Here is a 13,065-nt window from a genome sequence, read left to right on the forward strand (position 1 = left end):
TGTCCCGCATGACGTATCCCTCCGGGCCGTACGGTTATGGCTACGCTCCCCCGCCCCCTCCGCCGAAGCCCGGCGTGATACCCCTGGCGCCGCTGGGTCTCAGCCAGATCCTGACCGGCGCCTTCGCCACCATCGGCCGCTACTGGAAGCCGCTGCTCGGGGTGGCCACGGCCGCCTTCGGCGGGGCGCTTCTGCTGGTCGCGGCGGCCGGCGGCCTCGCGTACGCGGCGGTCGCGGACCATGTGCCACGCGTCTTCGACCTGCCGAGCGGGCAGGAGCCGAGCTGGGACGACGGCCGCCCGCTGCTGGTCGCCTTCGGCCTCGTCTGGCTGATCGCCATGGTCGGGATGCTGGTCGCGACCGCCGTCGTGTACGCGGCCTGCCCGGCCGTCCTCCAGGAGGCGGTGCTCGGCCGGCGGACGACCTTCGGTGCGGTCTGGCGCCGCTCCTGGTCGCGGATGCCGGCGGTGATCGGCACGGTCTTCCTGACGATGCTGGTCATCTTCGTGCCCGCCGCCCTCTTCATGGTGGCGACGATCGGCTTCGTGGTCGCGCTCGTCACGGCAGCGTCGAGCGCGGGCACCGAACCGGACTCGGCGATGGCCTCGTCCGGCCTCGCCCTCATCGCCCTCCTCATCGCCCTGGCCGCCATGCCGCTGGCCACCTGGATCTGGGTGAAGCTGAGCCTGGCACCGACGGCGGCGGTGTTCGAGGGGCAGGGCACGACGGCCTCCATGCGCCGCTCCGGCGAACTGGTGCGCGGCTCATGGTGGCGGATCTTCGGTGCGCTGCTGGTCGCGGGCCTCATGGCGGGGATGGCGAACTGGCTGATCCAGCAGGTCCTCAGCACGCTGCTGTCGTTCCCGGTCTCGTTCACGGCCGCGTCCGGCTACGAGACCCCGGGCGAGGTCATGATCGCGCTCGTACCGGTCCTGGTGATCGCGGTCGTCGGCGGCATGCTGGCGCAGGCCGTCTGCTCGGTCTTCCCGCCCCTGGTCACCGGACTCGTCTACGTCGACCAGCGCATCCGCAAGGAGAACCTGGCCCCCGCCCTCGTGCAGGCCGCCGGGACGCCCCCGTTCAGTCCGTGAGCGAGCGCTTCGGCCTCAGCACGCAGAACTCGTTCCCCTCGGGGTCTCCCTACAGGGGCCATGGAGAACACGACACACAGGCAAGCTCCGCACCCCCAGAAGGGTATGGAGACCACCCACACATCCCAGAACCCCCTCGCGGGGACGGTCTACACCGAGACCCTTCGGGGTGTGCGGTGTGTCCGTCTGTCCGTGCTCACCGATGAGACCACCAGCCCCGAGCGGCAGCGCGAGGCCGACGACGTAGCGGCAGCCGCGCACAACATCAGCTTCGGCGAGGGTGACCAGCTCCGCGAAGCGGTGGACCTGGACGTGTCCGCGTCCAAGGTGTCCCCGTTCGACCGTCCCGCGCTCGGCGGGTGGCTTGCCCGCCCGGACGACTTCGACGTGTTGGTGTGGTGGCGCTTTGACCGTGCCATCCGGTCCATGAGCGACATGCAGAACCTTGCCGAGTGGGCGAGGAAGCACCGAAAGGTGTTGCTGTTCGCCGAGGGCATCGGCGGGGGCCCGATGGTTCTGGACTTCCGGAACCCCATGGACCCCATGAGCGAACTCATGATGCTCATGCTTGCCTTTGCCGCTCAGGTGGAGTCGCAGAGCATCAAGGACCGGGTTACCGGCGCCATGGCTGCCATTCGCAAGATGCCGCTTCGGTGGCGCGGCGGACGCCCCCCGTACGGCTACATGGTCGTCCCGATGCCCGCCGAGCATGGCGGGGTCGGTTGGACGCTGGTACCGGACCCCGACGCGGTCAAGGTCATTGAGCGCATCGTCCGCGAACTGTTCGACGGCATGACCATCTCCGCCATCGCTGCGGGGCTCAACCAAGACAAGGTGCCGAGTCCTCGCGATCACTGGGCCGTGAAGATGAAGCGCGAAAAGGGCGGGAAGACCGGCGGGGCCAAGGGGTCGCACGTCGTGCGTGACGTGTTCAAGTGGACCCCCGCTGTCATTACGCGGATGCTGCGGAATGAATCGCTGCTCGGCTGGAAGATGCACAAGGGCAAGCCCGTGCGAGACGCCGAGGGCAACCCGATCATGCAGACCGAACAGCCGATCATGACTCGGGCCGAGTTCGACGCGATCGGCGCCGTGCTCGACGCCCGCAGCATTGAGAACGGAGATCGCCACGACACCGACGCACTCTTGTTGCGCGTGATCCACTGCGACTCGTGCGGGGGCCGTATGTACCTGTCCAAGCCCACCAAGAACGGCGCGAGCGTGAACCCGTTCTACAAGTGCAACAGCCACGCGCGGGGCGACGTGTGCGAGCTGCCCGCCAACGTCCGTGCGCAGTGGGTTGACGACTACGTGAGTGCCGAGTTCCTGCGTCTGGTCGGGCCCGTCCAGACGAAACACACAGTCGAGATTCCCGGGTACGACCCTGCCCCCGAGCTGCACGCCACGTTGGCCGAGTTCGAGGAGCACCAGCGGCAGCACGGACGTCAGAAGTCGCAGCACGCCGCGCGAGCGTGGCAGGAACGGGCGGACGCACTCGACAACCGCATAGCCGAGCTGGAGTCCCGGGAGAAGACCGAGCCGCAGCGCATCGTCACCCCGACCGGCCGCACGTTCGCCGACGAGTGGGCCGAGAAGGACACGGCGGGCCGGCGAGCCATGCTCATAGAAGCGGGGGTGCGGCTCGACGTGCGGCGCGGCGTCCGGGGCGGGTGGCGCAAGCTCGACACGCGGCGCGTGGACTTCACCATGCGTGGTGAGCTGAACCCCGCAGTGGAAGAACTCGGCGGAGTCGCAACGGCGCTGGAATCCGAGACACGCGGAGACGAGCCCACCCCGGGTGCGAGTGTGCGCCTGGTCGAGCCTGCCCGCGAACCGGTCGCCGCGTAGCCGCCCCGAGACTGGCCCCGGCTGGGTTCACCCGCCGGGGCTCTCTGCTGCCCGCACACGGGCGTACAGGGGCCCTCGCCGACTTGCCCTCGGGCGGGGCCGCAGGGCAGCGAGAGGCGAAAAGGTGTTGAGAGTGACGACTTTCGACACTTTTTGAGATAGCCAAGAAAAACCTAAGAGAAAGAGAAACCGGGGTCTCTGTCGTCACCCCGACACCGCTCGACATCCTCGGGCCACCCTCGGTTCCTACTACTGGGGCAAGAGAGAACGAGTCCGACCGTCCACCGTGCGAAGCGGCGAGGGCGCGGGAAACCTTTGGTCCCTACTACTGGGGCAAGAGAGAGCGGGACTACCGCGCACCCACCCCGAGGGGGATACCGGCGGACCGAGTGCCCGCTCTCTCTTCCAGCGTTGCCCGTGCAGCACGCACCCTCTCGGGGGTGGCCGCAGTGGTCGTGAGGCAACGTGCGGGGACCGCACCGCCCATGAGTAACCGCCCTTGACCGGGGCGCCGAAAGGGGTCGTAAGCGCGTGCGCTGATCGGCACCCCGAAAAGGGGTTCAGCATAGAGACACCCGCAACGCAATTTCAGAGCCGCCATCACGAACCCCCTGACGTGCCATACGCAGGGGCTTTTTCATGCCGAGACGCAATGGAGAAAGATTATGAGCGAATATCTCAACGGTGCCGCATTCCTGGACGGGAAGCGCGATAAGGGGCAGAGGCGCGCCGACGCATTTAAGTGGGATGAGCGCATCGAAGCACTCGCCACACTGCGAGAATCGCGCCCCGAAGTGTTCGAAACGCTCGGCACGTCCATTCGGATGAGCCTTGGCTACTACGAGAACGACAAGAAGATTGCAGCCGAGCACGGCCGCGACGTGACGAAGGGGAGTAACTGACTATGACGACCGACATTCAGAAGGCAGCCGAGCGAGTCGCGAAGCTGCGGGCGCAGGCAGAGAAGGTATCCGCCCCGCTTGCGGACGCCGAAGCACAGTTGCAGGCAGCGCAGGAGGCGGAATCGGCACGGCGTGCGGAACGCGCCAAGGAGTACAACCGTGAGGTTGTCGAGACGTGGCGCGAGCGCGCCGACGATGTAACCAACTCCGGTAACACCGCGCGGGAAACGTTCCTCGCGGCCCTCTCCGCAGAGCCCTGGTTCGCGGCATACGTCGAATACCGGGCAGCCCGCCACAAGCGCGGGCACGTACTGACCGAGGCGCAGCGCGCGCAGACGGCTTTGGGCGAGGTGCAGACCATTCCCGAACAGCGCTGGTATGTCGCAAGGCTGTTGGAAGACATGGCGTCGCACGCTGACCGAAAGGCTGTCGAACTCGGTGCCGAGTTCGACCAGGAACTCACTGACAAGCGCGACACCTACATTTCGGGAACGGACTGACTATGGCGACTGACGCACTCGACCCCGGACCGAATGGGGATTACCCGTACTTCCCGCGCGACGCCGAGGGGCGCCCCGTGTGGTCCGACACGCCCCACGGCGAAGAAGAGGGCACCGTGATGCCCCGGGGCGTTCAGCGTATGCGTGACCCTGCGCGGCCCGGTCGGGTTCTACTCGTGGACGTCACGCCTCGCCGGCCGGACGGGACACCCATTCAGCCGCCGACCATTCCGCCCCAGGGAACGACGCCCTCATAGGGCTGGGCGTGCGGAGAGCGTGGGGGCTGCGCAAGGTGGTGCAGCTCCCACCGTGTCCGCACACGGCGAGCACGGAGCCGACGACGAGCGGCCCGGAACAACGCTGCGGCACGGCTCCGCCGGATCATCGAGCGGAAGGGGACCGCGTGGTGTGACTGGTGCCTGAATGCCTTCCCCACGGCGGACGTGGACGTGGACCACGTGCGGCCCCTCTCGATGGGAGGGACCGACACGGACGGAAACGTTCAAGTGCTGTGCCGGGGGTGCCACCAGCTCAAGACGAGCACGGATTTTGGGAACACGTCACCATCCGTGTGACGCCCCGCCCGTCCTGTCACCCTTGTCCGATGCTCGGTGCTATCACTGCGAATGACCAGTGATAGGAGAAAGACCGTGAACGTATCAGCGCAGGATGTTCCCTGGACGGCTGTTGTGTTGGCTGCGGTAGGTGCGGCTAGCCTTGCCGCTACGGTGGTCACACTGGCTTGGCAATTCGCGATTTGGCGATGGTCCGGCGCCCGAATTAAGCCCGATGCAAGTCCGGGACTCATGTTGGGGAGCAGAATTCCGCTTCCCTCTGTAAACGTTGAGGCAGCGAACAGAGGGCGTGGGGCTTGTGAGGTATCCCGGTGGTATCTAGAGGATGACACGGGGCGGAAGATCGTAGTTCCACAACCCCTTCCGGGATCATCGCCGGTTCCTGTCAGACTCGAAGGGCTGTCTTCGCTGACTTGGTATTTCCCCCAAGACTCACTGAGGGACGCCAAGCAACGAGGAGTAACCCGGGTACGCCCCGTGGTAGCCATCGGGTCCGGGAAAGAATTTCGCGGTGAGTGGGTAGAGATCAAAAAACTGACCCTTGGTGTCAAGTAGCCATAAGAGGGTGTCTCACGTGGTGAGTTTCGCGAGTCTCTTGTAGCAGGTCAGGGCTGCGGCGAGGCCGAAGAAGGCGAGGAAGTGGCTGCCTTTTCGTTCGTAGCGGACGGTGAGGCGGCGGTAGCCGAAGAGCCAGGAGATCGACCGCTCGATCTTCCAGCGGTGCCGGCCGAGCCGCTCGCCCGACTCGATACCGGGACGGGCGATCCGCCCGACGAGGTTCCTGCTGCGGAGCCAGCGGAGGTGCTCCGCGGAGTAGTACGCCTTGTCCGCGCGGACCTTCACCGGCTTCCTCCGACGCGGTCCGCGCCGGGAGCGGACCGCGGGGATGCCGAGAACCAACGGCTTGAACGCCTGGCTGTCGTGCACGTTCGCGCCGGACACCGCGACGGCCAGCGGCAGGCCCTGGGCCTCGGACAGCACATGCAGTTTGCTGCCCTTCTTGCCGCGATCGACCGGATTCGGACCGGTCAGCGAGCCCCCCTTTTCGCCCGCACCGACGCGGCATCGACGATCGCGGACGTCCAGTCCAGCTCGCCCCTGGCGCCGAGCTCGTCCAGCACCGCCCGGTGCAGCCTGCGCCACAGCCCGGCCTCGGTCCACGCGGTGAACCGGCGGTGCGCGGTGGCCGGCGAGACACCGAACGACTCCGGCAGATACCGCCACGCGCACCCGCTCGTCAGCACGTACACCACGGCCGTGAACACCGCCCGCTCGTCCACCGGAGCAGTACCCCCGCCCTGCGGACGGGACGTGAATCTCGGCACCAACGGAGCTGTCAGCTCCCACAGTTCGTCCGGAACCAGCCGACGCGACAGATCAACCCTCACGGTGCATCATCATGCCGCACCACCCAAGCACCACGTGAGACACCCTCTAAATCTTGTACCCAAAGCCCCGGCAACTCCGCCGGAGCTTTGCTATGCCCGTCTTGTCCGGAGGTATCCCCATGCCGCGTAGGCCCCACCCCCCTTGCTCGGTACCCGGGTGCCCCGAGCTGACGGCCCGTGGTGGCCGTTGTGCGGCTCATGAGCGGGAAGCGGAACGGCAGCGCGGTACGTCTGCCGAGCGGGGCTATACGACCCGTTGGCAGTGCGTACGGCGTGCGTTCCTGTACCGGCATCCCTGGTGCTTGCTGTGCGGTCGCACGGCCACGGTTGCGGACCACTTCCCGGAGTCGCGCCGTTCGCTGGTCGCTCGGGGCGTGTCCGATCCGGACGCGTTCTCTCGGCTGCGTCCGCTGTGCTCGACGTGCCACAACCGCGAGACGGCGAAGCGTCAACCGGGCGGATGGGCAGCCGAGCGGGTCAAGCCTCGCCGCTGGTGACGCCGACCAGGGGGGTACTCCCCTCCCTCCCGCCAAAAGATCGGCAGGGAGAGTGAAAGCCCGAATGGCTCATTAGAGCCTTTCTGTGGAGCGCCAATTGCCCCGCCAGTCCTCCGCCGTGAGGATGGCGGGGCTTTTTGCGTGCAGGAAGTCACGCGGCCTTGAGCTTGGCCACTTCGCGCACGCGTTCGTGGAGTTCCCGAACCACGGAAGAATTGCGCGGCATCGTGAGTGCCCGAAGCTTGCCGAAATGCTCGTCCCCGCGCGCGGTGGACAGTACTTCGTAGTCGTCCAGGAAGCGCCCCCACGTACGGCACGACTCTTCGAGGTGTCCGTGTTCGTGCTGCCGCTGTGCCAGCACCGCGTGCGCATGGAGTCGGCCTTGACGTTCCGATGGGTTCATGACCCGGATGGAGGACTTGAGTGCCTTGATCGAACTCTCCAGGTCCCGCCCCTCGTAGTGGACGTGAGAGACGTGGAACAGGAACGCAGCGCGGTCGTAGCCGCCCACGGCGTCGCGCCGCGAGTCCGCCCGCGAGAGCGCGGTTTCCGCCTCCCGGAGTCGGACGACGGCCGTCCGCCGGTCACCGACCATCGCGGAGGCGTGGGCTTGCTGACCCCGCAGGAACGCCACGAGACGGGGACCGGCCGCGCCGGTCGGAGCTGCCTCGGCCGCAGAGTCCGCGAACTCCAGGGCTCGCCGGCCGTAGCGCAGGTGCGATGCTTGCAGGCTCATCCCGCGCAGGGTCCGGCAGTACGTGAGCTGGTCGCCGGATTCCCGGGCGAGATCGAGAGCGTGCAGGTAGTAGGTCTGCCCCAGACCATGGGCGCGCTCGTACATGGCCATCCACCCGGTGAGGTAGACCAGATCCGACGCGGCGGAGAGCATGTCACGGTGCACGGCGTCCGGAGCCGCCGCGCGCAGGTACCCGCCAACGGTGTTGACGAGGAACGCCGATGCCATCGGACGGGCGTGCCCGCCGCCGAGATCATCGAGGATGTCGGCGATCTTGTCCGTCATCCGTCGAACGGTCTCGACCTCACCTTGACCGATGCGGCCCGTGGGCCTGGTGAGCCGTCCCTGGTCCTCCGCGTGCGCCGTGGTCATCAGCGCGGAGAAGGCCGGAACGGTGAGGGCGGCGGAGTACAGAGTCGTCGTGAGCAGCTTGCGGCGGGACGGGTCCATATCTTCCTTCCCGAGGTCGATAAGAGAATCCACGGTGTCACGCCCAGGATCGGCAGCTACCCCGGCAGGCCGCTGCAAGCCCGCTTCCGCGTAAGAGACCGGGCGCCCTAGCTTCCGTTCCAGTACGGCGATGATCACGGGCCTGATCTGGGGTTTCGGCTGTCCGCCCTGCTTCCACTGCGAAACGGAAGGTTGGCGGTAGTCCACCGACAGACCCGCTTCGGCAGCAACTCGGTTCACAGCATGGGCGAACTTCGTTTCCGAGTATCCCGCCTGTTCAAGGAGGGTGCAGAGACCTTCATTGCGCGGTCGTTCGGAAGCTCTGGGCACGACAACCCCCGGCGCTTATGAGTCTTATGGTTTGCCCTCCCCGCAACGGTACCGGTTCAAGCGTGCTTCGCGGTTTGCTCTTCGTACGCAAGAGATCAGCGCACGGCGGGAACAAGCCGTTCCCGTAAAGGAGGTGAGCCGTGCTGAATGGCCCCCCGGCAGACCCGGTAACGAGTGCGCCCTGCCCGCAGGTGCCCGACGGAGACCGGATCGACGACGCCAGGCACGACCAGGCCGTGCCGACCGGCACCACCGATGACTCGCCCGTGATGGTCGCCCTCATGGCGCGGGTCCCGGAGGAGAACGGGATGCGCCGAGCCATCCGGAGCGGGACCCCGGGGATGCCCGCGTGAGGACCGACAGAACGCGGACCTACGCCGAGTCCCCGATCACCCTTCCGATGACGTCGGTACCGCCCGCCGTGCCTGTCCCGGGCTGCACGACATGTGCGCTCGCGGCGGAGGCAGAGCGGCACAGCGTCCGCGTCCGCGACGAGTCGGCGGCTGCGGACTACCGCGTCGAGATACGCAATCACCCTCACGAGGAACCGAAGTTGATGATCAGGGAGTGTGCCCCGTGACTGCGGCGCCGGCTGTCGCGGTCCCGGTCTACCGCATGGCCAAGCATCCCGGGCCGGAGTCCGAGGTCACCATGACGGCTCGCTGCCTGGGCGGCGGGTGTGCTTGGGAGTCGGAGCCGACACCGGCCGACATGTCGTCGGGTGGATGTGAAGCGCACACGGTCACGACCGGACACACCGTCTTCGCCGTGACGCTGGAGTACGTGGCGCTGGTGACCCGTGAGTGAAGGAAGCCGTGGCCGTCACGGTGACCACTGTTCTCCTGCTGCTCTCTCTGGTCGTCGCCGTCCTCGCGAAGTGACGCGGCGCGCGTCGGTTTCGTAGAGCGGACGTGACCCGCTCGCGGTCTGACAGGTTGGTGCCGTATCCGGCGACCCTGCGGACCTGTTCCCCTCGAAAGGCTTGCTCATGAAGCGTGTTGTGGCCCGGCTGTGGCGGCTCATCCGGGGCCCGTTGCAGTGGCGCGTCCTCTGGTTCGCCCACGCCAAGTTCATGGTGGGTGTCACCGGTGTCGTACGCGACGACCAGGGGCGCGTTCTGCTCCTCAAGCACCGGATGTGGCCGCCGGAACGCCCGTGGGGACTGCCTACGGGCTATGCGATCAAGGGCGAGGAGTTCCCGGCGACCATCGTCCGGGAGGTGAAGGAAGAGACCGGACTCATCGTCAAGCCCGGTCGTCTGGTGAGCGTGACGAGCGGTTACAAGCTCCGCGTGGAAGTCGCCTACGAGGCACTGCACGCCGGAGGAACGCTGACCATCGACGGTTTCGAGATCTTGGAGGCGCAATGGTTCGAACCGGACTCCCTGCCGGAGGGGATGCAGGAATCCCACCGGCAGCTCATCAGGGGCACCACCCCGTCGTAGCCTCTCTGGCCCCGAACGAAACGGTGGTCGGCGCGCGGGCGTCAGAGGCTCTGGCCTCCCTGCGGGCCGACACCGCCGTCCTCACCTCGGCCCACCCCGATCACGTGTTCCGCACCGCCACCGAACGTCTGGCCCGATGGCAGGCGGCGGGTCTGGACACGGGGGTCTTCCACGCCGGCTTCTACATGGCCTGGGACCGGTACGCCGAGCTGGGACTCTCGCAGATGCTCCCGCTACACCGGGTGCTGGTCGGGGCGGAGTCCTCGCGCCCCGGCGCGTTCGGGGGCTTCCACCACCCCGACCAGGGATACCGGCACTTGCAGATGATCGCCCTGGTCACCATGCATGGTCCGTTGGGGAGGGACGTTCCCGAACGGGCGAGTCTGGCCCTACTCGATCTGTTGCGTGCCTACGCACACGACTGTCTGCACTTCGGTTCCCGCCGCCGGTACGTGGACATCGACGGGCGATTGGTTCGCACGCAGTACGGGATCAACTTCCGTCGTGCGTCGGGACGTACGTACTCCGCCGCTGATCCGAAGGACGCGCCGCACACCCGAAACCTCGGTGTCGTCATGGAAGGTGCGTGCGACAGGGAAGCTCGCCGCATCACCCGTGAGGCTGCGGCACGTGTCGGAGTCGAGGAACCCGGGGACGCGGTGGGAAGGCTCGCGTTCCGAGACGTGACGGGAACCCTGGCGGGGGACGAGGGAGCCGCTTCGGCCGACGCGCCCACGGACGAGATCACCCGATACACCGGGGCGCTCTGGCGCTACGAAGCCGGAGTGAACCGGCGGTACGCGTCATTCCTGGACGAGTTCGCTCCCGGGGAGCAGGAAGACCTACACACCCTTGTCCTGCGCTCGGTGATCAGCGGAGCGACTGGGGCCCTCTCGGGATGGCTGGACGACCGGCACGGCCCCGGCACCTTCGCCGGTCTGTTCCGTACGCTGGAATACTTCGACCCCGGGGTGCCCGTCTGAACGGTTCCTACGTTGTCCGTGCACCCGCCCCCCACGGGTGCGCGGACGGCCTACTGCGCGTCCTCGCTGCGGTCGCGTACGTAGGTGCCCCGCTGCGGCACGGTGTAGACGTACCCGAGTTCCCGCAGGTGCCGCACCGCGCGGCGGGCGGTGTCCCGCGCCACGCCCCAACGCTGGATCAACGACGACTCCGAGGGGATCGGACGGTCCACGGCGAGCGTGCCCGACTCGATGTCCCGGATGATCTCCGCCGCGATCTGCTGATACGGCGGTGTCGGGGCTTCGTAGTCAATGCTCGGGCTCATAGGGGAAGCGTAGACAACCGGACACGGCGGGGTCCGTTTCTATACGTAGGTAGACGAGGGTAGAGGAGTTGGCTACCGTCGAAAACGAAAGCGCCCCGAGGGACCGATTAGGCCCGGTCCATCGGGGCTTGCCGAAACAGCTAACAGGAGCTGAAACGACCATGCGCGACTCTATCGCCCGCACGCTTATGTGGGTGCTGTCCCTGCTGCTGCCCGCACGAGGAAAGCGCCGAGCCGTCCCCGTGCTCGCCCCCGAGCCGACGACCCCGCCCCGCGTCATCTGCGGCCCGACCACACCGATTCCCGCTCACGTCCTCGCCCGCTCGATTCCGTCCCCGTGGCGCCACCGCGTTGGCCCGTGGCTGCTCGCGCGGGAAGTCGAGCGGACGCTAGAGCTGTGCGTGATCCGGGAACGTCGGCGCGCTGCCGTACTCGCTACGGAAGGGGTGGACTACCCGTACACGTACGAGGGTGCTCCGTTCCCCGCGTCCGCGTTCGCCGCTGCGGGGGTGTCGGCATGACCCGCGAGGCAGTCACCAGAGAGGCACCCGAGCCCGCCCGGTCCGTATTCACGGTCTGCGGGCACTGGACCGACGTTCCCGTGATCATCGGCGAAGTGCAGAGCCAGAGCGGCGGAGCCTGGTACACCCACTACGCGTGCGCTGAACACGCCCACCGGTACCCGCAGCACGCGCAGTGGAACGAGCTGCCCGCGATGCGCCGGCCCCCTCGGCACTGACCAGCCCCAGACAGCAAAACGCCCCGTGCGGCTCAACTGCCGTGCGGGGCTTATGTGTTCTCTGACGTGCGCGTATGCTCAGAACTGGTAGTCAGGAGTGTTGGGGTCGGCGAGGACGACCCATGTCGCCTCCTCGTCCTGACCGACGTCGATCCGGCGGGCGCCGAGTCCGATGATCCGCTCGACCTCCGCGTCCCGGTCGTCGGGCGCGAGGTCGATGTGAAGCCGGTTCTTGACGGTCTTGGACTCGGGCACCGGCAGGAAGCACATCCCCGGCCAGGCGTGCTCGTCGGCGCCGATGACGATCTCCCCCTCGTCCTCGAAGAGGATCTTCCAGTCGAGGACCTCGGCCCAGAAGCGGGCCTGGCCCGGAAGGTCGTGACAGTCGACGGCGAGGTGGTACATGCGAACGGCCATGCCCTCAGTCTTCCTGAAGAGCATGGCCGTTCGACAGTACGAAACGGTCGGACGCCGAGAACGTCAGACGTTGAACCCGAGCGCGCGGAGCTGCTCGCGACCGTCGTCCGTGATCTTGTCCGGACCCCACGGCGGCATCCAGACCCAGTTGATCTTCAGCTCGCTGGCGATGCCGTCGGTCGCGGCCTTCGCCTGGTCCTCGATCACATCGGTCAGCGGACAGGCCGCCGACGTCAGGGTCATGTCCAGCGTGACGACGTTGGAGTCGTCGACGTGGATGCCGTAGATCAGGCCGAGGTTGACGACGTCGATGCCCAGCTCGGGGTCGACGACGTCGTACAGCGCCTCTCGGATCTCTTCTTCGGAGGCCGGCTTCATCGTGGCCTCGGCGTTCTCGGTCATGCCGACTTCCTCTCCGCGTCGCCCAGAGCCTGGGCCGTCGCGTCCTTCCACGCCATCCAGCTGAGCAGCGCGCACTTCACCCGGGCCGGGTACTTGGAGACACCCGCGAACGCGACCGCGTCCTCCAGGATCTCCTCCATCGCGTCGTCCGGCTCGATCTGGCCCTTGGACTGCATCAGCTCCAGGAACGTGCCCTGGATCTTCTGCGCCTCCTCCAGCTCCTTGCCGACGAGCAGCTCGTTCAGGACCGACGCCGAGGCCTGGCTGATCGAGCAGCCCTGACCCTCGTAGCTGACGTCCTCGATCCGCGAGCCGTCGTACTTCACCCGGAGCGTGATCTCGTCGCCGCACGTCGGGTTGACGTGGTGCACCTCGGCGTCGCCGTCCCGAAGACCGCGCCCGTGCGGGTGCTTGTAGTGGTCCAGGATGACGTCCTGGTACATCGAATCCAGCTTCAC

The 13,065-nt window shown here is 67.2% G+C and carries 17 protein-coding genes; 11 read left to right on the plus strand and 6 right to left on the minus strand.

Annotation, left to right across the window (positions count from 1 at the left end; genetic code table 11):
* Positions 1 to 8: 8 nt before the first annotated feature.
* The 5 genes from ACFUJR_RS21080 to ACFUJR_RS21100 all read left to right on the plus strand — a co-directional run bounded on the left by ACFUJR_RS21080 (position 9) and on the right by ACFUJR_RS21100 (position 4,916).
* Positions 9 to 1,091, plus strand: a complete 1,083-nt coding sequence (locus tag ACFUJR_RS21080) for an oxidoreductase (protein WP_383163801.1) — start codon at positions 9 to 11, stop codon at positions 1,089 to 1,091.
* 105 nt (positions 1,092 to 1,196) lie between these two features.
* Positions 1,197 to 2,939, plus strand: coding sequence for a recombinase family protein (locus ACFUJR_RS21085; protein WP_383163804.1), 1,743 nt, complete (start codon positions 1,197 to 1,199; stop codon positions 2,937 to 2,939).
* Positions 2,940 to 3,604: 665 nt separating this feature from the next.
* Positions 3,605 to 3,841, plus strand: coding sequence for a hypothetical protein (locus tag ACFUJR_RS21090; protein WP_383163807.1), 237 nt, complete (start codon positions 3,605 to 3,607; stop codon positions 3,839 to 3,841).
* Positions 3,842 to 3,843: 2 nt separating this feature from the next.
* Positions 3,844 to 4,341, plus strand: coding sequence for a hypothetical protein (locus ACFUJR_RS21095; RefSeq protein ID WP_383163810.1), 498 nt, complete (start codon positions 3,844 to 3,846; stop codon positions 4,339 to 4,341).
* A 419-nt stretch (positions 4,342 to 4,760) separates the two neighbouring features.
* The gene (locus tag ACFUJR_RS21100) at positions 4,761 to 4,916 is read left to right on the plus strand and encodes an HNH endonuclease (RefSeq protein ID WP_383163956.1); all 156 of its coding nucleotides are present in this window, start codon (positions 4,761 to 4,763) and stop codon (positions 4,914 to 4,916) included.
* A 570-nt stretch (positions 4,917 to 5,486) separates the two neighbouring features.
* Here ACFUJR_RS21100 and ACFUJR_RS21105 read toward each other — a convergent pair.
* Positions 5,487 to 6,304, minus strand: a protein-coding gene (locus ACFUJR_RS21105) for an IS5 family transposase (protein ID WP_383163813.1) whose coding sequence is annotated in 2 segments (ribosomal slippage) — positions 5,487 to 5,954 and positions 5,957 to 6,304 — 816 coding nt in all. Because the reading frame shifts where the segments join, the coding sequence is not laid out codon by codon here.
* A 648-nt stretch (positions 6,305 to 6,952) separates the two neighbouring features.
* Entirely contained in the window at positions 6,953 to 8,317 is a 1,365-nt protein-coding gene (locus ACFUJR_RS21110) for a hypothetical protein (RefSeq protein WP_383163816.1), read from the minus strand.
* Between the two features lie 140 nt (positions 8,318 to 8,457).
* On the opposite strand from ACFUJR_RS21110, the gene ACFUJR_RS21115 reads away from it, so the two are divergent.
* The 4 genes from ACFUJR_RS21115 (at position 8,458) to ACFUJR_RS21130 (ending at position 10,744) form a co-directional block, all read left to right on the plus strand.
* Positions 8,458 to 8,670 (plus strand): hypothetical protein, encoded by a 213-nt coding sequence (locus ACFUJR_RS21115; RefSeq protein WP_383163819.1) that lies wholly within the window; start codon positions 8,458 to 8,460, stop codon positions 8,668 to 8,670.
* A 223-nt stretch (positions 8,671 to 8,893) separates the two neighbouring features.
* Complete coding sequence (locus tag ACFUJR_RS21120) at positions 8,894 to 9,124, plus strand: hypothetical protein (protein WP_383163822.1); 231 nt, start codon at positions 8,894 to 8,896, stop codon at positions 9,122 to 9,124.
* 181 nt (positions 9,125 to 9,305) lie between these two features.
* Entirely contained in the window at positions 9,306 to 9,761 is a 456-nt protein-coding gene (locus ACFUJR_RS21125) for an NUDIX domain-containing protein (RefSeq protein ID WP_383163824.1), read from the plus strand.
* Positions 9,762 to 9,784: 23 nt separating this feature from the next.
* Entirely contained in the window at positions 9,785 to 10,744 is a 960-nt protein-coding gene (locus tag ACFUJR_RS21130) for a hypothetical protein (RefSeq protein WP_383163827.1), read from the plus strand.
* Positions 10,745 to 10,794: 50 nt separating this feature from the next.
* Here ACFUJR_RS21130 and ACFUJR_RS21135 read toward each other — a convergent pair whose 3' ends face one another.
* Positions 10,795 to 11,049, minus strand: a complete 255-nt coding sequence (locus ACFUJR_RS21135; RefSeq protein WP_383450629.1) for a GntR family transcriptional regulator — start codon at positions 11,047 to 11,049, stop codon at positions 10,795 to 10,797.
* A 161-nt stretch (positions 11,050 to 11,210) separates the two neighbouring features.
* Between ACFUJR_RS21135 and ACFUJR_RS21140 the strand changes: the two genes are divergently transcribed.
* Positions 11,211 to 11,570 (plus strand): hypothetical protein, encoded by a 360-nt coding sequence (locus tag ACFUJR_RS21140; RefSeq protein ID WP_383163833.1) that lies wholly within the window; start codon positions 11,211 to 11,213, stop codon positions 11,568 to 11,570.
* Positions 11,567 to 11,788 carry a hypothetical protein gene (locus ACFUJR_RS21145; protein ID WP_383163836.1) on the plus strand — a complete coding sequence of 74 codons (222 nt, stop codon included), beginning with the start codon at positions 11,567 to 11,569 and terminating at the stop codon, positions 11,786 to 11,788. The genes ACFUJR_RS21140 and ACFUJR_RS21145 overlap by 4 nt, the downstream gene beginning before the upstream one ends.
* Before the next feature lie 78 nt (positions 11,789 to 11,866).
* Here the strand turns inward: ACFUJR_RS21145 and ACFUJR_RS21150 are convergent, their stop codons facing one another.
* From ACFUJR_RS21150 to sufU, 3 genes are all read right to left on the minus strand, one after another.
* Entirely contained in the window at positions 11,867 to 12,205 is a 339-nt protein-coding gene (locus ACFUJR_RS21150; protein ID WP_383163839.1) for a VOC family protein, read from the minus strand.
* A gap of 63 nt (positions 12,206 to 12,268) precedes the next feature.
* Complete coding sequence (locus ACFUJR_RS21155; RefSeq protein ID WP_383163842.1) at positions 12,269 to 12,607, minus strand: metal-sulfur cluster assembly factor; 339 nt, start codon at positions 12,605 to 12,607, stop codon at positions 12,269 to 12,271.
* The gene (gene sufU, locus ACFUJR_RS21160) at positions 12,604 to 13,065 is read right to left on the minus strand and encodes a Fe-S cluster assembly sulfur transfer protein SufU (protein ID WP_383163845.1); all 462 of its coding nucleotides are present in this window, start codon (positions 13,063 to 13,065) and stop codon (positions 12,604 to 12,606) included. The genes ACFUJR_RS21155 and sufU overlap by 4 nt, the downstream gene beginning before the upstream one ends.

This window comes from Streptomyces sp. NPDC057271, assembly GCF_042668715.1.
Classification (GTDB): domain Bacteria; phylum Actinomycetota; class Actinomycetes; order Streptomycetales; family Streptomycetaceae; genus Streptomyces.